General features: G+C 61.2%; 20 protein-coding genes and 1 tRNA gene. 9 read left to right on the forward strand and 12 right to left on the reverse strand.

The features are described from left to right. Positions 1 to 82: 82 nt before the first annotated feature. The 5 genes from urtA to hemN form a co-directional block, all read right to left on the reverse strand. The gene (urtA, locus tag DIE12_RS17520) at positions 83 to 1,390 is read right to left on the reverse strand and encodes an urea ABC transporter substrate-binding protein (RefSeq protein ID WP_124551310.1); all 1,308 of its coding nucleotides are present in this window, start codon (positions 1,388 to 1,390) and stop codon (positions 83 to 85) included. Between the two features lie 549 nt (positions 1,391 to 1,939). Then, positions 1,940 to 2,263, reverse strand: coding sequence for a rhodanese-like domain-containing protein (locus DIE12_RS17525; RefSeq protein WP_006758748.1), 324 nt, complete (start codon positions 2,261 to 2,263; stop codon positions 1,940 to 1,942). An 11-nt stretch (positions 2,264 to 2,274) separates the two neighbouring features. Beyond that, positions 2,275 to 2,931 (reverse strand): protein-L-isoaspartate O-methyltransferase, encoded by a 657-nt coding sequence (locus DIE12_RS17530; protein WP_124487749.1) that lies wholly within the window; start codon positions 2,929 to 2,931, stop codon positions 2,275 to 2,277. Between the two features lie 104 nt (positions 2,932 to 3,035). Further along, positions 3,036 to 3,293, reverse strand: a complete 258-nt coding sequence (locus tag DIE12_RS17535; protein ID WP_044846256.1) for a hypothetical protein — start codon at positions 3,291 to 3,293, stop codon at positions 3,036 to 3,038. A 72-nt stretch (positions 3,294 to 3,365) separates the two neighbouring features. Then, positions 3,366 to 4,757, reverse strand: a complete 1,392-nt coding sequence (hemN, locus tag DIE12_RS17540) for an oxygen-independent coproporphyrinogen III oxidase (RefSeq protein WP_124551311.1) — start codon at positions 4,755 to 4,757, stop codon at positions 3,366 to 3,368. A gap of 170 nt (positions 4,758 to 4,927) precedes the next feature. On the opposite strand from hemN, the gene DIE12_RS17545 reads away from it, so the two are divergent. The 3 genes from DIE12_RS17545 to DIE12_RS17555 all read left to right on the forward strand — a co-directional run bounded on the left by DIE12_RS17545 (position 4,928) and on the right by DIE12_RS17555 (position 6,871). Further along, positions 4,928 to 5,239 carry a YkgJ family cysteine cluster protein gene (locus tag DIE12_RS17545; RefSeq protein WP_044846310.1) on the forward strand — a complete coding sequence of 104 codons (312 nt, stop codon included), beginning with the start codon at positions 4,928 to 4,930 and terminating at the stop codon, positions 5,237 to 5,239. A gap of 141 nt (positions 5,240 to 5,380) precedes the next feature. Next, positions 5,381 to 5,962, forward strand: coding sequence for a DUF1439 domain-containing protein (locus DIE12_RS17550; RefSeq protein ID WP_044846254.1), 582 nt, complete (start codon positions 5,381 to 5,383; stop codon positions 5,960 to 5,962). Positions 5,963 to 6,040: 78 nt separating this feature from the next. Beyond that, complete coding sequence (locus tag DIE12_RS17555; protein ID WP_044846253.1) at positions 6,041 to 6,871, forward strand: undecaprenyl-diphosphate phosphatase; 831 nt, start codon at positions 6,041 to 6,043, stop codon at positions 6,869 to 6,871. A gap of 124 nt (positions 6,872 to 6,995) precedes the next feature. Here the strand turns inward: DIE12_RS17555 and trmB are convergent, their stop codons facing one another. The 3 genes from trmB to DIE12_RS17570 form a co-directional block, all read right to left on the reverse strand. Further along, positions 6,996 to 7,763: a tRNA (guanosine(46)-N7)-methyltransferase TrmB gene (gene trmB / locus DIE12_RS17560; protein WP_059605632.1), complete on the reverse strand. Its 768-nt coding sequence runs from the start codon at positions 7,761 to 7,763 to the stop codon at positions 6,996 to 6,998. Positions 7,764 to 7,905: 142 nt separating this feature from the next. Continuing rightward, positions 7,906 to 7,980: transfer RNA gene (locus DIE12_RS17565), tRNA-Gly, on the reverse strand. Positions 7,981 to 8,197: 217 nt separating this feature from the next. Then, positions 8,198 to 8,779, reverse strand: coding sequence for a hypothetical protein (locus tag DIE12_RS17570; protein ID WP_124551312.1), 582 nt, complete (start codon positions 8,777 to 8,779; stop codon positions 8,198 to 8,200). 418 nt (positions 8,780 to 9,197) lie between these two features. Here DIE12_RS17570 and DIE12_RS17575 point away from each other — a divergent pair, with 418 nt between their 5' ends. From DIE12_RS17575 to DIE12_RS17585, 3 genes are all read left to right on the forward strand, one after another. Then, positions 9,198 to 10,628 carry an SIR2 family protein gene (locus tag DIE12_RS17575; protein WP_059460696.1) on the forward strand — a complete coding sequence of 477 codons (1,431 nt, stop codon included), beginning with the start codon at positions 9,198 to 9,200 and terminating at the stop codon, positions 10,626 to 10,628. A gap of 19 nt (positions 10,629 to 10,647) precedes the next feature. Next, the gene (locus tag DIE12_RS17580) at positions 10,648 to 11,211 is read left to right on the forward strand and encodes a YkgJ family cysteine cluster protein (protein ID WP_185641245.1); all 564 of its coding nucleotides are present in this window, start codon (positions 10,648 to 10,650) and stop codon (positions 11,209 to 11,211) included. A gap of 103 nt (positions 11,212 to 11,314) precedes the next feature. Continuing rightward, positions 11,315 to 11,545 (forward strand): hypothetical protein, encoded by a 231-nt coding sequence (locus tag DIE12_RS17585; RefSeq protein WP_081055517.1) that lies wholly within the window; start codon positions 11,315 to 11,317, stop codon positions 11,543 to 11,545. Between the two features lie 5 nt (positions 11,546 to 11,550). Here DIE12_RS17585 and DIE12_RS38660 read toward each other — a convergent pair whose 3' ends face one another. Both DIE12_RS38660 and DIE12_RS17595 read right to left on the reverse strand, forming a co-directional pair. Beyond that, positions 11,551 to 12,633, reverse strand: a complete 1,083-nt coding sequence (locus DIE12_RS38660) for an HNH endonuclease signature motif containing protein (RefSeq protein WP_230945359.1) — start codon at positions 12,631 to 12,633, stop codon at positions 11,551 to 11,553. A 107-nt stretch (positions 12,634 to 12,740) separates the two neighbouring features. Further along, the gene (locus DIE12_RS17595) at positions 12,741 to 13,139 is read right to left on the reverse strand and encodes a helix-turn-helix domain-containing protein (RefSeq protein WP_059460698.1); all 399 of its coding nucleotides are present in this window, start codon (positions 13,137 to 13,139) and stop codon (positions 12,741 to 12,743) included. Positions 13,140 to 13,268: 129 nt separating this feature from the next. On the opposite strand from DIE12_RS17595, the gene DIE12_RS17600 reads away from it, so the two are divergent. The 3 genes from DIE12_RS17600 to DIE12_RS17610 are packed head-to-tail and all read left to right on the forward strand — an operon-like array spanning position 13,269 to position 14,548. After that, positions 13,269 to 13,817, forward strand: a complete 549-nt coding sequence (locus tag DIE12_RS17600) for a MarR family transcriptional regulator (protein ID WP_260429027.1) — start codon at positions 13,269 to 13,271, stop codon at positions 13,815 to 13,817. A gap of 21 nt (positions 13,818 to 13,838) precedes the next feature. Continuing rightward, on the forward strand, positions 13,839 to 14,186 hold the full coding sequence (locus DIE12_RS17605) for a hypothetical protein (protein WP_124551313.1): 348 nt from the start codon (positions 13,839 to 13,841) through the stop codon (positions 14,184 to 14,186). Between the two features lie 2 nt (positions 14,187 to 14,188). Continuing rightward, the gene (locus tag DIE12_RS17610; protein WP_124551314.1) at positions 14,189 to 14,548 is read left to right on the forward strand and encodes a hypothetical protein; all 360 of its coding nucleotides are present in this window, start codon (positions 14,189 to 14,191) and stop codon (positions 14,546 to 14,548) included. Between the two features lie 115 nt (positions 14,549 to 14,663). Here DIE12_RS17610 and DIE12_RS17615 read toward each other — a convergent pair whose 3' ends face one another. Together DIE12_RS17615 and DIE12_RS17620 are read right to left on the reverse strand one after the other, a co-directional pair. Further along, entirely contained in the window at positions 14,664 to 15,812 is a 1,149-nt protein-coding gene (locus tag DIE12_RS17615) for a site-specific integrase (RefSeq protein ID WP_059460700.1), read from the reverse strand. A 124-nt stretch (positions 15,813 to 15,936) separates the two neighbouring features. After that, the gene (locus DIE12_RS17620; protein WP_124551315.1) at positions 15,937 to 16,377 is read right to left on the reverse strand and encodes a hypothetical protein; all 441 of its coding nucleotides are present in this window, start codon (positions 16,375 to 16,377) and stop codon (positions 15,937 to 15,939) included. Positions 16,378 to 16,507: the final 130 nt, after the last annotated feature.

The raw sequence follows: 16,507 nt of genomic DNA on the forward strand, positions 1-16,507 counted from the left end.
CGATGCGTTACGGTGAGTACCGGCATTCGCGCACCGGCCTGCAAGCGGAGCGCCACGCCGGTGCGCCGCGCCCCGCATCGCATCAGGCCAGCGTCGCGCGCTGCCGGCGCAGGAACGCCGGGATCGAGCTGACGATGTCCGGCTTGCCCTGGTTGCCTGCGATGAACGGGCTCCACGGCTGCGCGCGCACCGCGGTCTTCGTCTTCCACACGACGTTGAATTGCCCGTCGCCGCGGATCTCGCCGATCATCACCGGCTTGTGCAGGTGATGGTTGCCGTCCATCGTGAGCGTGAAGCCCGAGGGGCCGGCAACGGTCTGGCCGATCATCGCGACGCGCACCTTGTCGACGTCGGTGCTCTTCGCCTTTTCGACGGCCTGCTTCCACATGTGGATGCCCACGTAGGTCGCCTCCATCGGATCGTTCGTCACGCGCTTCGCGCCGCCCGGCAGGTTGTTCGCCTTCACCCACGCGGCAAACTGGTCCTTGAACTTCGTGTTGGTCGGGTTCTTCACCGACATGAAGTAGTTCCACGCGGCGAGATGGCCGACGAGCGGCTTCGTGTCGATCCCGCGCAGCTCTTCCTCGCCGACCGAGAACGCGACCACCGGCACGTCGGTCGCCTTGATTCCCTGGTTGCCGAGCTCCTTGTAGAACGGCACGTTCGAATCGCCGTTGATCGTCGAGACCACGGTCGTCTTGCCGCCCTGGGCGAAGTTCTTGATGTTCGCGACGATCGTCTGGTAATCGCTGTGGCCGAACGGCGTGTAGACCTCCTGAATGTCGGCGTCCTTCACGCCCTTCGATTTCAGGAACGCGCGCAGGATCTTGTTGGTCGTGCGCGGATACACGTAGTCGGTGCCGAGCAGGAAGAAGCGCTTCGCGCCGCCGCCTTCCGCGCTCATCAGGTACTCGACGGCGGGGATCGCCTGCTGGTTCGGCGCGGCGCCCGTGTAGAACACGTTGCGCGACATTTCCTCGCCTTCGTATTGCACCGGGTAGTAGAGCAGGCCGTTCAGCTCCTCGAACACCGGCAGCACCGACTTGCGCGACACCGACGTCCAGCAGCCGAACACGCACGCGACCTTGTCCTGCGTGAGCAGCTGGCGCGCCTTCTCCGCGAACAGCGGCCAGTTCGATGCGGGATCGACGACCACCGGCTCGAGCTTGCGGCCCATCACGCCGCCGTTCTTGTTGATCTCGGCGATCGTCATCAGCGCCGTGTCCTTCAGCGACGTTTCGGAGATTGCCATCGTGCCCGACAGCGAATGCAGGATGCCGACCTTGATCGGGCCCGTGCCCGCATCGGCCGCGTGAGCGAACGGACTCTTGCCTGCCAGCGCGAGTGCACCGGCCATCGAACCGAACTTCAACAGACTGCGACGTTTCATCGGGATCCCCTTGTCATGTTGGATGTGCGTGCGCCGTGGCGGCGCCGGCATCGGAGTAACGCAAGGCATGTGCCAGTCGCGCCGATGCACGCCGGGCGTGCCTGTGCGGGGCGGCGCGGGGCGCCGGCGCGGTGCGCATGACGCGTCGTGCAGCATGCGCGATCCGTTGCGGTGCGCTCGCACGGGCGCAAATGGTGCACGGCGGGCGCCCGTGTTCGAGCGCGTGCGTCACACGTCGAAGGGGGGCGGCGCGGGATTGATGCGCACGCATCCGGCCGTGTCGTGTCGGCGTCGCGTGCACACGGCTTGGTCATGAAGTGCCAGGGGAAGGGCGAGGCGCTCCGCTCGACGGGTGCGTTGCCCGGGTTCTCGCCGCCTCGCGTCATCGAGCGGACGCGGATGGCCGGCGTGCGGAAACAAACGGAAGAGGATGGAACGGTGCAGCAGAAACGCAAACGGGCGCGCGATGCGCGCCCGTTCGGCGGGACTGGAGCGATCGGCTATTACTCGCCGGTCGCCGTGGCGGCGCGCGATGCGCCGCCGGGAAGGTCAGTAACGCGGTACGGACGGATCGACGTCACGCGACCACGCGTCGATGCCGCCCTGCAGGTTGTACAGCTTCGTGAAGCCGCGCGATTCGAGGAACATCGCGACTTGCGCGCTGCGCATCCCGTGATGGCACACGCAGACGATTTCCGCTTCGTCGTCGAGCTCCTCGCTGCGCGCGGGGATCTGCTGCATCGGGATCGACACGCTGCCGGCGATCTGCGCGGTCGAGATTTCCCACGGCTCGCGCACGTCGAGCACGACCGGCGCGGGGCGCGCCGGATCGCGAAGCCATTCCGCAAGCATCGCGGGCGTCAGGATCTGCATGGGGCCGCCGCTCAGAACTTGAAACGCGACGGTTCGATCGCGTTGACGAGGTGGTCGACGTAGGTTTCGAATACGTCGGCGACGCGGTACTGCTTCTCGTCGATGCGCGTGATGACCTGCGCCTTCATCACCGGACGGCCGCCGACGAACGCCGACAGGCGGCCGCCGATCTTCAGCTGTTCGAGCATCTGCTGCGGCACGACCGGCAGGCCGCCCGCGACGCAGATCACGTCGTACGGCGCCTTGTCGGGCCAGCCGAGCGAACCGTCGCCGAGTGCGACTTCCGCGTTCGTCACGCCGTCGTTGCGCAGGTTGTCGGCCGCGAACTTCGCGATGGCCGGATCGATCTCGACGGCCGTCACGTGCTGCGCGCGATGCGCGAACAGCGCGGCCAGGTAGCCCGAACCCGCGCCGATCACGAGCACGTTCTCGTGCTTCTTGACCGCCAGTTCCTGCAGCACGCGCGCTTCGACGCGCGGGAACAGCATCTTGCTGCGGCCGCCGGGCAGCGGCAGCTCGAGGTCGGCGAACGCGAGATCGCGGTGTTCGGGCGACACGTAGTGTTCACGCTTGACGATCGACAGCAGGCCCAGGACGTCCAGATCCAGCACGTCCCACGGCCGGATCTGTTGTTCGATCATGTTGAAACGCGCGTTTTCGATATTCATGGTGTGGTCACGCAGCCAGGTCGGCCATCAGCGGGGATAGAGAAACTTCGTGATTGTACCAAACGGGGCGGCGGCGAAGCCTTCAGACGGCCTGCAACAGACCTTTACGCCTTGCTCTTCTTGATCTGCGCCTCGAACGCGAGGTCGAGCTTGCTCGCCTTGCGCGGCTTTTTGGGGCCGAATTCGTCGACGAACCTGACGAATTCGTCGAGCGGCAGCGGCTCGCTGCGTTTCTCGGCGGTGCCGCCGGAGCGGTCGACCAGGTAGAACAGGCCGCCCGCCATCGCGACGGCGGCGAACTGCGGGTTGCCGGAACGGGTCTTGAGGCGTTCGACCGCGTGGGTTGCTTTGGTGGTGCGCATCGTGCGGGTTCTTGCAGGGGCGTGGAGCCCCTTACTTTATCAAACCGGCCGCCCGCATGCGGCCGTGCGGTGTCAGACGGTGCGCGAGTAGCGCTGATGCGGCGTCTGGCCGAGGTACGCGTCGAACGCCATCGCGATGTTGCGCACGACCATCCGGCCGGCCGCATGGATCGTCAGGCGGTCGCCGGCGACGGTCAGCAGGCCGTCCTGCTCGAACCCGCGCAGCGCGTCGAGCTCGCGCGCGAAGTGATCGGCGAAGCGGATCCCGTGCGCCGCCTCGATATGCGAGAACGGCAGTTCGAGGTTGCACATCAGCTGCGTGATCACGTCGCGGCGCAGCCGGTCGTCGGGCGTGAGCCGCACGCCGCGCGCGATCGGCAGCTGGCCCGCGTCGAGCGCGGCGCCATAGGCCGGCAGGTCCTTCGCGTTCTGTGCGTAGACGTCGCCGACCTTGCCGATCGACGACACGCCGAAGCCGATCAGGTCGGTATCCGCGCGCGTGCTGTAGCCCTGGAAATTGCGTTGCAGCGTGCCGTTGCGCTGCGCGCGCACGAGTTCGTCGGAAGGCCGCGCGAAGTGGTCCATCCCGATGTACACGTAGCCGGCCTGCGTCAGCATGTCGATCGCGAGGCCGAGCAGTGCGATGCGCGTTGCGGGCGGCGGCAGCGTCGCGTCGTCGATCTGCCGCTGCATCTTGAACAGGTGCGGCATGTGCGCGTAGCCGAATACCGACAGGCGGTCCGGCGCGAGCTCGATGATCGTCTCGAGCGTGCGCGCGAACACGGCGACCGTCTGGTGCGGCAGCCCGTAGATCAGGTCGACGCTGACCGATTGGAAGCCCGTCGTGCGCGCGGCCGACAGCAGGTCGGCCGTCATCGCGAGCGGCTGGACCCGGTTGATCGCCTGCTGCACGACCGGATCGAAATCCTGCACGCCGAGGCTCAGCCGGTTGAAGCCGATGTTGCGCAGGTGGACGAGCGTCGCGGGCGTGACCGTGCGCGGGTCGATCTCGATCGAGAACTCGGCGTCGGCGTCCGGCGCGAGCGCGAAATGTTCGCGGGTGGCCGCCATCAGCTCGGCCGTTTCGTCGTCGGACAGGAAGGTCGGCGTGCCGCCGCCCCAGTGAAGCTGCGTGACCGGGCGCGCGGGATCGAACAGCGCGGCCTGCAGCGCCAGTTCGCGCTTCAGTTGCTCGAGATACGGGCGCGCGCGGCGGCGGTTGTTGGTCGCGATCTTGTTGCAGCCGCAATAGAAGCAGGCCGTATTGCAGAACGGGATGTGAAAGTACAGCGACAGGTCGCTGGCCGACGCGCCGGGATCGCCCGCGGCGCGCACGTAGTCGGCCGGGTCGAATTCGTCGCGGAACTGCAGCGCGGTGGGGTAGGACGTATAGCGCGGCCCGTTCGCACCGTACTTCGCGAGCAAATCGGGACGGAACAGTGTGTCGGCAGAACCGGAACTCATGATGGTCTCGCGCTTTTTGGATGCTTTGGAGTATATGAACGCGCGTTCCGGCTGCATTGTGTAATAACGTCGCAGCCGGCGGTGGCACAATGCGCGGTGGGCTGCCGCACGCTGCGTCCGGTTGCCGCACCGTTTTTTGTTGTTCGTGAGAGAGCCGAGTGTCCGTCGAAATGCCTGTCCGTCCGGCGCCCGCCGAGGTCCCGCCGCCGCATGCGTGCCGCGAGGGGTGCGGCGCATGCTGCATCGCGCCGTCGATTTCCTCGCCGATTCCGGGAATGCCCGACGGCAAGCCGGCCGGCGTGCGCTGCGTGCAGCTCGGCGACGACCTGCGCTGCCGGATCTTCGGCCGGCCCGAGCGGCCCGCGTGCTGTTCCGGGCTGCAGCCGTCCGCCGAGATGTGCGGTGCGTCGCGCGACGACGCGCTCGCGTGGCTGACGCGCCTCGAGATCGCGACGCAGCCGTCGCCCGGCGCGGCCCGCTGACGCGCTGCCCGCGCTGTCGTTTGCCGGCACGCGCATGGAACCGGCGACGCGCGTCGAAGCACTAACTTGGGTCCCCGGCGCCACATGGGGCGGAGCCGATAACCGGACTGCCGCTTCGCCCGATACAGGAGATTGTTCAGCATGACCGCATCTTGCACGCCTGGCCGGCGCCGCTTCCTCGCCGCTTGCGCCGGCGCCATCGGCGTGTCGGTATCGCTCGCCGCCTGCGCGTCGACGTTTCCGTTCATTCCCGATCACTACACGTTCTCGCGCGGCGACGTGCAGAAGGCCGTCGCGCGCAAGTTTCCGTACCAGAAGACGGTCGCGCAGGTCGTCGACGTGTCGCTGGCGAATCCGGCCGTCAACCTGCTGCCCGACCAGAACCGCGTCGCGGTGCAGCTCGATGCGCATTTCGCGAGTCCGTTCCTGAGCGAACCGGTGAGCGGCAAGTTCACCGTGTCGGGCCAGCTGGCCTACGACGCGCCGAGCCGCTCGGTCGTGCTGAAGGCGCCGGCCGTCGACAGCCTCGTGCTCGACGGCAACGCGCAGATGTACGCGCAACAGGTCGGCGCGGCCGCCGGCCTGCTCGCGACGCAGGTGCTGACCAACTATCCGATCTATACGTTCAAGCCCGAGCAACTGCAATTTGCCGGCGTGAACTACGAACCCGGTACAATTACGATTCTTACAAACGGCATACGCGTGGCGATCGTCGAAAAGTGACGGCGCACCGCGCGCGGCCGGGCGGGCCGCGGCGGTGACGCGGCCCTTTCTTTCGACTACTTCGGAGTTGGGCCACGGATGGACTGGATCCTGATCTGCAAGGCATTGATCCTCGGCGTCGTCGAGGGGCTGACGGAATTCCTCCCGGTGTCGAGCACCGGCCACCTGATCGTCGCGGGCAGTTTCCTGAATTTCAACGATGCGCACGCGAAGACCTTCGACGTCGTGATCCAGTTCGGCGCGATTCTCGCGGTCTGCTGGGAATACCGGCAGCGGATCGTGTCCATCGTGTCCGGGCTGCCGAGCCGGCCCGACGCGCAGCGCTTCACGCTGAACGTCGTGATCGCGACCATTCCCGCGATCGCGCTCGGCCTGCTGTTCGAGAAGAAGATCAAGGCCGTGCTGTTCTCGCCGGTGCCGGTCGCATTCGCGCTCGTCGTCGGCGGCGCGATCATCCTGTGGGCCGAGGCGCGGCAGCGCGAACGCAGCGAGCCGCCGCGCGTGCAGTCGGTCGATGCGCTCACGCCGCTCGATGCGCTGAAGGTCGGCCTCGCGCAATGCTTCGCGCTGGTGCCGGGCATGTCGCGCTCCGGCTCGACGATCATCGGCGGGATGCTGTTCGGCCTCGACCGGCGCGTCGCGACCGAATTCTCGTTCTTCCTCGCGATTCCGATCATCTTCGGCGCGACGCTCTATGAAACCGTCAAGGACTGGCAGGCATTCACGGTCGACTCGCTCGGCCTGTTCGCGCTCGGGCTGGTTGCCGCGTTCGTCAGCGCGTTCGTGTGCGTGCGCTGGCTGCTGCGCTTCGTCGCGACGCACGACTTCACCGTGTTCGCGTGGTACCGGATCGCGTTCGGCCTGTTCGTGCTGCTGGTGGGCTACAGCGGGTGGCTGAACTGGGCGTGATGCCGGTGCGGGGGCGCAGGTGCTCCCGACAGATGGATGAAGAACGGCCCGATCGGCAAGATGCCGGTCGGGCCGTTTTTCATGGCGCGGCGCGCAGCGTGCGCCATGCCGCCGCGAGCCGTGTTCAGCCGGCGCGCTTGCGGAACACCAGGTCCCACACGCCGTGGCCGAGCCGCAGCCCGCGCCGTTCGAACTTCGTGACGGGGCGGTAGTCGGGGCGCGGCGCGTAGTCGGCGGCCGTGTTCTCGAGCGTCGGTTCGGCGCCGAGCACTTCCAGCATCTGTTCCGCGTAGTTCTGCCAGTCGGTCGCGCAATGCAGGTACGCACCTGGTTTCAGGCGCGATGCGAGGTGCGCGACGAGCGGCGGCTGGATCAGCCGGCGCTTGTGGTGACGCGCCTTGTGCCACGGATCCGGGAAGAAGATGTGCACGCCGTCGAGGCTTTCCGGCGCGAGCATGTGCTCGAGCACTTCGACCGCGTCGTGCTGGATGATGCGGATGTTCGGCAGGTCCTGCTCGCCGATCAGCTTCAGCAGCGCGCCGACGCCCGGCTCGTGCACCTCGACGCCGAGGAAGTCGTCGCCCGGGCGATGCGCGGCGATTTCCGCGGTCGACGCGCCCATCCCGAAGCCGATTTCCAGGATGCGCGGCGCGCGGCGGCCGAACACGGCGTCCCAGTCGGGGATTTCAGCGGCGTACGGCACGACGAAGCGCGGGCCCAGATCGTCGAGCGCGCGACGCTGGCCGGTCGACACGCGGCCGGCGCGCGTCACGAAGCTGCGGATGCGGCGTCGGTGCAGCGGATTGACTTCGTCGGCGCCGTCGGCGGCTTCGTCGGGAAGGGCGGCGTCGTCCGGCGGCAGGCCGGCTTCGTTCGGATCGTCGTGCATCATCGGTGACAGAGAAAGGCTTGGTTCGGGCGCGGGCCCGTTACGCCCGCTACGCGCAGCGGTGCTGCCGGATGGACAGGCAGATGGTACAAAAAAGCCGCCTTCGACGAGGCGGCTCTTGCGCAGGCTGCCGAGCAGCCGAAGGTGGAGCGGGCGATGGGAATCGAACCCACGTCATCAGCTTGGGAAGCTGAGGTAATGGCCATTATACGACGCCCGCAGAACGGGTGATTCTACAGGGGTTTGGGTGGGGATGGCAAGCGGGTGGATTCGGCGGCTGGCGTGAAAAGTGGCGCCACTGCGGCGGTTCCCGCTGGCCTGACTGGTGAGACACCTATTTGGCGGGACGTGTTGCGACCGTTGTTGTACGTGGGAGCCGCTTCCTGCAGGCGATCGCGCAGACTTCGTGGCGACCGCCTTTTTCATTGCGCTAGTGCTCAGTCTGGCAGTGCGGTTTGGGGCGAGTCGCTAGGCTCGTGGTCGTCACGGTCGTCATCGTCGCCGTAATCTTCGACTCCCCACGGTCCGTCGCTTACCTCCATGTCGGATGCAACTTCGGCGATCAATTCAGACGGAAAGCGGTCGCCAAATTCGGCCTCCAACTCTTCGTGCAGATCCACACTAGGCCAAGCGAAGCCGTTTTCCGACTCTGAATCGTAAAACGCGAACTCGATCAGGCGAGTGAAGCTGCCTTCGACGTATTCACGCATCTCTGAGCGAGCGGCCTCCTTGTCCAGCGACTCATAACGCTGGAAGTCTTGGACTTCAGGAGAATTAGATACTCGCGTTGCCAGATCTGAAAAGCGATTCTCCGGCATGCGGATTACATCCTTATGGAGCAGCGACCAGTTGCGGTAGCCCAGCGATACGGCGATTTGATCGAGCAGGGTCGACAGCTGTACAGTTTCGAACTCATCGTCGCGCAGTCGCGTCTTTTCCCGCTTCGCGACCCGTTTCAGGAGTTCAATGAGAGTGACGCGATTCGACGGCGCGCCGTGATTTTGATGGCGTGATGACATTAGTTTATCCTCCGAGCGCACGGATTTACTTAGGTACGACCCGCAGTCCCCGGTGGCGCTCAAGGGAATAACCAGTGTCAGAAAGACGTAAGCGAGATGCATTGCTTCGCAGCGCGGGCCAGCTGGCTCTCTCGCGGGAACCAATTTTTACTATGGCAGAAACGTCTGTTCGTGTCAAGAGCAGAGGTGGAGCAACCGGCGGTTCCTGCTGCTCGTATCCAAGCGGGAGCCGCACGGGGGAGTGTGGTAGCGGCGCAGGCAGTGATGAATTGCGGCTTGGGATCGGGCCAAAGCAAGACCCAGCCAGCGGCGGAACGTTGTGCCGCAGCCTTTCTTAGCGGATCGAATGGGAATTGGGTGGCACAGCAAGGGCTGGATGGGCATACTAATTGGCGAGTAACAAAAAAAGGGCTAGCCCATGCCGCTCGACTACAAGCAATACCAGGAAGAAGTCACCGCTGATGTCGCGAAGGTTCTCGCAGATGCCGAGTGCCAACCAATCCTGTTCGTCGGATCCGGATTCTCAAAGCGGTACGCAGGTGGGCCGAATTGGGAGGAATTGCTGACGGTCCTGGCAAAGAAGTGCCCGCAGATCGACAAAGATTTTGCCTACTACAAGCAAACCTATAACGGCGATTTCAAAAAGATCGGCTCGGTCTTCACCGACCTTTATCGCGAGTGGGCGTGGGGTAAGGGCAAACACGAATTTCCTGCAGATTACTTCAGCGCGAGTGCGCCGGCCGACATTTTCATAAAACACGCGATTGCGGAGTCGGTCAGCGGGCTTGGCCCGAACGCGAAGGGGTCGTACGGCTCGCCGGAGCTCGACGCCGAAATAGAGGCGTTGAAGAACATCAGTGCGCACGCGATCATCACGACCAACTACGATGAGGTGATTGAGCCGCTGTTCCCGGAATACGAGACGGTCATTGGACAGCAGATCATGAGGAAGGGCTACCTCGCGATCGGCGAGATTTTCAAGATCCACGGCTGTCGGACGATACCGCAGTCGCTCGTTGTAAATGAAGCCGACTATCAGCGGTTTGACGAAGATCACAAGTACCTCAGCGCAAAGCTGCTGACATACTTTATCGAACACCCCCTTATCTTCGTCGGTTATCGCGCGGACGATCCGAACATCAAGGCGATCCTGTATGACGTATACCGCATGGTGCGTGCCACGACGACGGACGTCGTCCCAAATATCTACATCCTGCAGTGGGATGACACGATCAATGAGGCGTCGAATCCTGCTCGCGAATACGTGATTTCGGTCGCACCGGACATCAACATTCGGATTAAAAGCATTACGGCGAACTCTTTCGAGTGGGTGTTCAGAGCGTTTGGGCAAGCGGGAAACCTGGAGAAAATCAACACGAAGCTCCTGCGGGCCCTGATGGCTCGCTCGGTCGAACTAATCCGTTCAGATATTCCAAAGAGGCACGTAGAGATCAACTTCGAGCAGTTGGAGCATGCCGTAGAGTCGGGCGAGAGCTTCGCGAAGCTGTTCGGCGTCACATCGCTCGCCGACCCATCAAAGGTCAATCTCGACTATAAGTATGCTGCGACAGGGGTTGGCCAGCAGCTCGGCTACGACACGTGGCACGAGGTGAGGAAGATCATCAACCACATCAAAGAAGAGAAGGGTTTCGACATTACCGCCACGGACAACAAGTATCACATCGCGCTAAAGCTCGGCCACAAGTCGCCGCAGCTAACTCACCGCTATACAGACGCCGCGGTCGATCTCTTCCGCAAGGTTGTCAATGGAGAACCTTACGAACTCGACACCGGCGCCGTTGATATTGACAAGGCTGCTCTCGTCACAGCGGCAAAGTGCGTTGCATAGGCCATTGGGGATTCTCGCAATGAAAGCAATGGATGCAATCCCGATTCTTGACGCGGCGACGGCCGAGCTCGAATCGATGGAACCTTCTTGGCGGAACTGTAGGGCCTGTCCGCACTCAGGGAAGTGCTGCGATAACGCTCGCATTAATCTTGTCTTTCCAGAGGAGGCGACCGCGATAGTTCAGTACCTGAGGGCGCACCCAGAAAAACTGGCATACGCAAAAAGCCGCTTTTCACGAGGGAAGGACTGCTACTTCCATGATCCGAGCGCGAATCAATGTTTGATTCACGGTGTACGCCCGATTCTCTGTAGGTGGACGCCTTATACTGCATTCTTCAATGGGGATGGCCCATGGACGGGGAAAATTCGAGATGCAAACTGTAATTTTTCGGCAATCGAGAAAGATGATCGAGTTGTATCGATAAAGCCTGGGTTTGTTGAAATTTGGCCCGCACGCGGGGCTGTAGTGCAGCAGAAGTTCATACATCTTCAAGCAATCAATGCATTGCACCCTTTGCTGGCTCGTGTCCGCGAGGCCGTGGAAATGCGGGTCGTTATGAATGCTGCTCTTAGCGTCGATTGATGCGCGGGAAAGAGATCCCTGCCGTCAAGCAAGTATAGCGAACGTGCTGTGGTGACCGGTATGCTGCGTTGTTCGGCTCGCGTATTAGAGGGATGGTGGCGTCATGAACACCATCCGACACTCCGACGAATTTCCACCGCTGACCATCGAACAGATTCGCGAGCTGTCTACGGCAGTGCGCGAAGATTTCGGCTCCGGCCTCTCGCGAGCAGATTTCACCGAAAGTCTGCTGATACTTCTCGAAGACGTTCCGGGGTTCGAGGCGAGTGAAGTGGATACGAGGCTCATCGAATCGGCATGGGCGACGTACAGCGGTCGCCCAGCCAATTCCTGAGATTTCTACTCGCGCACCAGCTCAGCCACCTTTCCATAGAGCGTTTCTCGGTATGCAAGTGCATCCTTGGAGAAGTGCAGTCGCCGATGGCAGTTCGGGCAAACGGCCACGGCATTCGTAACAGTGTCCGATCCGTCATCCGCGAGCTTGCGGAGATGATGAACTTCCAGAAACGGAAAATCGTCTGCTCCGAGAAACGGAGCGGGTTGGTCGCAAGCCTCGCATGTCCCGTTCGCACGTTCAAGTACCCAAGCTTTGACCTGGAGATTCCGAACGAAGCTGCTAGTTGTTGACGTGCTCTTCTCAGGAGTTTTGCTTCCATCGGGGCGTTGCCTCAGCGTATTGCGAAGCTTGGCTACGACCACGGCTTCGGCAGCACGAGGCGATTCGTGCCGGCCTTCCAATTCGCAAATGAGAGCTTCTATCTGCCCAGCGACCCTCACTCCGACATTCTTTGCTGGTGGGAGGCCGGGTATCCAGTCTCGTCCCATGAGAGCTAAGACATGGGAAATGTTCCTCATCCTGAATTCACACGATTGTTCGGACCGCCCAATCTGGTTGGAAAGCTCTCTGTAGATCTGCTTTTTTACGACCGGTTGCCCATCCCGGAAACGACGTGCCATGTCGAGGTATGCAGCGACGGAGACTTTTAACTCTGACTCGGACCAATCCGATTCGAGCCGATTTTGGAGCAACTCGGTTGGCTCCCCCAAGTTGGCGCGCGAGTCGCTCTGGATTTTTTCGTCGATCCTCCTCGCCCAGTCTCGCATCAGGAGCAGACTCGTCGCCTCGTCTTTGACCCAAAGATACGAACCGCTGTTGTCACTATTGACGTGCAGCAGATCCGGGTCGCAACCATGGCGTTCAGCGAACGCTTTCTTATCGAAGCCTTCGGGAGCCTTGGCACTATTCTCCGCGAACCTGTACAAACAGGCATATGGCAGTTTTCGCCCCCAAAGTTTCGCCTCCATCAATCCGATGTAGACGCCGCGCCACGTGATACGCAGAGTTTTTCGCTTGTCATTAGGGCCCTGCGTTGTGGCAGTGACCTCAAAGCCCTCCGCTTGTAGTGCGCGGATGAGGTTCATGGCGAATGCATTTGGCTGGGCGTCCCCGTAGTTGTTTGTAGGCATGGAGCAAATAGATCTCAGGGGATAAAGGGGTCCCGCTCGTTCTGATATTTGGGCGGGCTGTCTTATTTGCGCCGTTTGCTCTTGGTCGCATGTTTGGCCTTCAGCATGTCGGCGAACTGCTGAACGAAATTCACGACGAGTTCTCGTTCGTCGCTATCTAATCCATGGAGCGCGTCCGCAATCATAGCCAGTTGGTCGTCTGGCCGCTTCGATCCACGCTGCAATAGCTGATCTACGGAGCAGTCTAACGCGTCACTAAGCTGCTGGAGCCGATGCAAGGTCGGCATCCTCGTGCCGCGCTCCCATCGACTAATCGCCTCTTGTTCCAGATCGATCATCTCTGCGAGCTTAGCTTGGGTGAGGCCGCGTGCGCGTCGTTGTTCGGCAATGGCGGTCCCAACGCGCGCGGCAAGCAGCGCGTCTTGAGCGTCTTCGGACGGTGGGATAGGGCGAGTCGTCATAGACCGATATGGTCGTCTTCATTCCGATTGCGATGAACAACCATATTGGAATAAAATATTCCAATATGGTTGAATTTGTAAGGGCTTTGCCGTATCGTGCGGGGGATGCCAGAGCCGTCGGGGATGTTCATGAGCACCGTCAGGCAGGTGGCCGCAAGTGGGGCGCGGCCTTGTCGGTTCCAGAAAAATCAACGAACTATGACCACAAACGATTCGCTGTCCCGGTTTCACGCCTTCATGGCAGCCTATGACGGTTGTCGTGCTTCGGCACTCGCAAACGCGTTGCAAGTAACGCCGATGGCCGCGCGAGCACTCGGCCTGATTAATGCATTTCCCGGCATGACCCTGCACGAGTTGAGTTGCATTCTCGGTGGTAGTCAGGGGCAAGTGATCGGGGCGGCATTCGACCTCAAGCACTTCGGCTACATCGACATGACCGATGAGCAAAACGATAATCGGCGGTGCGTGCTCCGGCCTATCCGGGACAGGATGTTCGGCTTCGACGGGTATCAGCGGCTCGTGAATAATCTGGCTGCGGAGGCCGGGCTTGCCGATCAATTGGAAGCATTGCTGGCCCTATACCAGGACGTCTTGATGAAAGCGCTGGAAGAATTGCAGGGCGACGCGCAGAACGTCCAGTGTCAGGCACAACGGCGGATACTAGCGCGGGTCGCGTAATCGCGTGCTGAGGTTTCGAACATGGAATTCGAGAGATTGTTCGAAGAGAAGCCGTGGCCTGCGACGACGGAGCGGATCGGCATCATATCGGTCGACTCGCTCGACCGGCAATGGGTGCTTGTTGCCGACGAATGCGGCTATCTCGTCGCGAAGTCGAGGGACGGTGAAGCTGCATTGCTGGGACGCATGTGCAAGCGCGACGACGGCAAGTACTGCATCGAAGTCCTCGTGCGCGCCCAGATTGAAAACAGTGAGCTTCGTCACTACGAGTTCTGGTATGCCGATGCGGCTGACGAGCTACGTTATGCCCGGCGCCTCCGCGAGTTGATGTCTGGCAATATTTGCGGCATCCAGCGGGACGGCGACTGATAATGCTTCGACCGACGAGGGAAGACTTTCAACGATGGAGCGGGACCGGGTTTGCGTTCTTCGGAACCTACCTACATCCGAATCCGCGCTGGTACAAATACGTCTGGCACATATGGACGCCGGACTCGCCGCTCGAAGGTCCGGAGTTCTTCGAGCATGGCCCACGCTACTGCACGGCGCAATTCCATGAGGTGCAGGAGCGGTTGTCAGGCGCGGGCGTCTCGGGTTTCATCTACAACCAGCAACTTCCGCGCCAAGGGCTCGGCAAACCGTTCAATTTGACGCATCCCCGATGGGCAAACCGGAAATGGGCACCAGCATGGGAAGATGATCCCGATCCCGAGTGGAACGGGCACAAATAATCGGGTGCCCGCTTCCGGGATCCCCGGCCTCGGGAATCTCGGTTTTGTACGCCTTTAATAAGACATGGAAAGTGCCCTAAATTCGGGGTGCGCTGAGGGCGGCACACCCCACGATTCACGCGGGATTGAGCAGTAGCGAGTCGATGACTTTTACGGCCTTCCGGCTCGCGTCGTTCGGGCTGAGGTGCGCGTAACGCTGCGTCATCTTCGGATCGCTGTGGCCGAGCAGCACCGACACCTCATAGAGACTGACGCCCGCTTTGACCAGCTTGCTCGCGAACGTGTGCCGGAGCGTGTGTAGCGTAACGCGGCCGCCGCGTTCCTTGACCAGAGCCGGATCGTTGAGCCCAGCGCGCTCGATTGCCTTCTTGATCGACTTCGTGCTGTAGCCGCGTTCATTGCCAGTGCGGTCTTCGAAAACGTATCGCTGCCCAGTCCGGCGTTCTTCCCACCGACGACGAAGAATAGCTTCGAGCCGGGATGTCATGTGCAGCACGTCCTCGTTCCGCACCTTGCTCCGATAGAGACTGATCGTGCAGGCATCGAGGTTGATTGCCGACCACGGAATATTTGCGACCTCGGAGTAGCGACACCCCGTATCGAGCAGGAAGACCGTGATGTCGTAGTTGTCCTGCATATTTCGCGTCATCTCGGGTGTTAGGGGTTTAGACGCGTTTATACGCGCTCTAAGCCGTTCCGGGTCGAGTTCGCGCAATAACGCCGACTCGTCGTTAGAATCCAGATATCGAAGCCTATACGAAGTCCTAAGCTCTGGAAAAACGATCTCACGACTGACTTTGAATCCGAGCTTCGCCATCTCGTTGATGGTTGCACGCAGCAATCCGATCTCATGCTTGATCGTCGCAGGCTTGTCGCCTTCGGCCTTGCGCTTCGCGACGAGAAGATCGAAATCCCGCGTCGTCAGTTCATGAAGCAGCGTATCGGGCGACATGCCATAGCAGGGGAGCTTGGCCTTCGTTCGCGGATGAAGCTTATAGCCAAGCGTCTTCCGAACGATTGAGCACATGTTCCGGTGATAGGACGTTTCGCTTCGTGCCTCGACATATTGTTCCAGCGCATCTTTGAGCGTGATGGGCTGCGCATCCCCGAGGTACTGCTCGGCGTGGGCGCGATTGCGCATCTCACGTTCGACCTGAGCGGCCTTCGTCTTGTTCGGCGTCCCGGTGGAACCGAAGAATTTCTTGCCCTGAATCTGGAACTGGTAATACCAGTTCTTGCTGTTGTTTCGACGGATGAGTGTCATGGCGTTGCTCCTTGAAAAACGTAATCAATGAGCAACACCATCCGGGCTGATGAGAGGTGTGACAACAGCTTTCGCCCATGCCAGTAGCAATATTTGCGACCGGCATCCACAATGAATCGGTAACTTAAAGAATGAGATCTGCTTTGCTCAGGTCAATGCCAGTTGATTCGCTGGAATAATCGCATTGGCAACAAATTCCGTACAGACCAAGCGAGCCATGGCTGACTGGAACTCCACATTCCCTGCATGGAATTTCCTGTTCGGATAGCGACCAATAACTAATGTCGCATTCCTTGCAATAGAATCCAAGCGAACTGGAATATTCGATATATGGGCGGCAGAAAATATTTTCGCCACCATGATTCGGGCACGCGAGCGGGATATGTTCGCTATAAAAGAACGCCATATCGTGCTCATTTCCATGTTCGTCTTTGAAAAGCGCGTCGTCGGCGAAGTAGACTGAGCCCGGCATATCGATAGGCGCGTAAAGTTCCTTATCGATGCAGGCAAAAAGTTTGCGGTTAAGTGGAATCCGCTTTCCGCGGATATCGAAGTTGGTAGTCATCGAGATTTGTGAGAGATTGATTGTTGCAGGCGACAGTCCCGTCGCCGATCAAAAAAAATAATAACGGTCGTTTAATGGACGATCAAGAAAAATGTGAATGCATAGTAAACCGCGATCGCATGGATCTCGA

Origin of the sequence: Burkholderia sp. Bp9015 (assembly GCF_003853505.1) — a bacterium.
GTDB lineage: Bacteria > Pseudomonadota > Gammaproteobacteria > Burkholderiales > Burkholderiaceae > Burkholderia.

Coding starts and splice junctions, on each gene's coding strand:
- urtA (WP_124551310.1), bottom strand. CDS start 1,390: ATGAAACGTCGCAGTCTGTTGAAGTTCGGTTCGATGGCCGGTGCACTC.
- DIE12_RS17525 (WP_006758748.1), bottom strand. CDS start 2,263: ATGCAGATCCTGACGCCCGCGATGCTTGCGGAATGGCTTCGCGATCCG.
- DIE12_RS17530 (WP_124487749.1), bottom strand. CDS start 2,931: ATGAATATCGAAAACGCGCGTTTCAACATGATCGAACAACAGATCCGG.
- DIE12_RS17535 (WP_044846256.1), bottom strand. CDS start 3,293: ATGCGCACCACCAAAGCAACCCACGCGGTCGAACGCCTCAAGACCCGT.
- hemN (WP_124551311.1), bottom strand. CDS start 4,757: ATGAGTTCCGGTTCTGCCGACACACTGTTCCGTCCCGATTTGCTCGCG.
- DIE12_RS17545 (WP_044846310.1), top strand. CDS start 4,928: ATGCCTGTCCGTCCGGCGCCCGCCGAGGTCCCGCCGCCGCATGCGTGC.
- DIE12_RS17550 (WP_044846254.1), top strand. CDS start 5,381: ATGACCGCATCTTGCACGCCTGGCCGGCGCCGCTTCCTCGCCGCTTGC.
- DIE12_RS17555 (WP_044846253.1), top strand. CDS start 6,041: ATGGACTGGATCCTGATCTGCAAGGCATTGATCCTCGGCGTCGTCGAG.
- trmB (WP_059605632.1), bottom strand. CDS start 7,763: ATGATGCACGACGATCCGAACGAAGCCGGCCTGCCGCCGGACGACGCC.
- DIE12_RS17570 (WP_124551312.1), bottom strand. CDS start 8,779: ATGTCATCACGCCATCAAAATCACGGCGCGCCGTCGAATCGCGTCACT.
- DIE12_RS17575 (WP_059460696.1), top strand. CDS start 9,198: ATGCCGCTCGACTACAAGCAATACCAGGAAGAAGTCACCGCTGATGTC.
- DIE12_RS17580 (WP_185641245.1), top strand. CDS start 10,648: ATGAAAGCAATGGATGCAATCCCGATTCTTGACGCGGCGACGGCCGAG.
- DIE12_RS17585 (WP_081055517.1), top strand. CDS start 11,315: ATGAACACCATCCGACACTCCGACGAATTTCCACCGCTGACCATCGAA.
- DIE12_RS38660 (WP_230945359.1), bottom strand. CDS start 12,633: ATGAACCTCATCCGCGCACTACAAGCGGAGGGCTTTGAGGTCACTGCC.
- DIE12_RS17595 (WP_059460698.1), bottom strand. CDS start 13,139: ATGACGACTCGCCCTATCCCACCGTCCGAAGACGCTCAAGACGCGCTG.
- DIE12_RS17600 (WP_260429027.1), top strand. CDS start 13,269: ATGAGCACCGTCAGGCAGGTGGCCGCAAGTGGGGCGCGGCCTTGTCGG.
- DIE12_RS17605 (WP_124551313.1), top strand. CDS start 13,839: ATGGAATTCGAGAGATTGTTCGAAGAGAAGCCGTGGCCTGCGACGACG.
- DIE12_RS17610 (WP_124551314.1), top strand. CDS start 14,189: ATGCTTCGACCGACGAGGGAAGACTTTCAACGATGGAGCGGGACCGGG.
- DIE12_RS17615 (WP_059460700.1), bottom strand. CDS start 15,812: ATGACACTCATCCGTCGAAACAACAGCAAGAACTGGTATTACCAGTTC.
- DIE12_RS17620 (WP_124551315.1), bottom strand. CDS start 16,377: ATGACTACCAACTTCGATATCCGCGGAAAGCGGATTCCACTTAACCGC.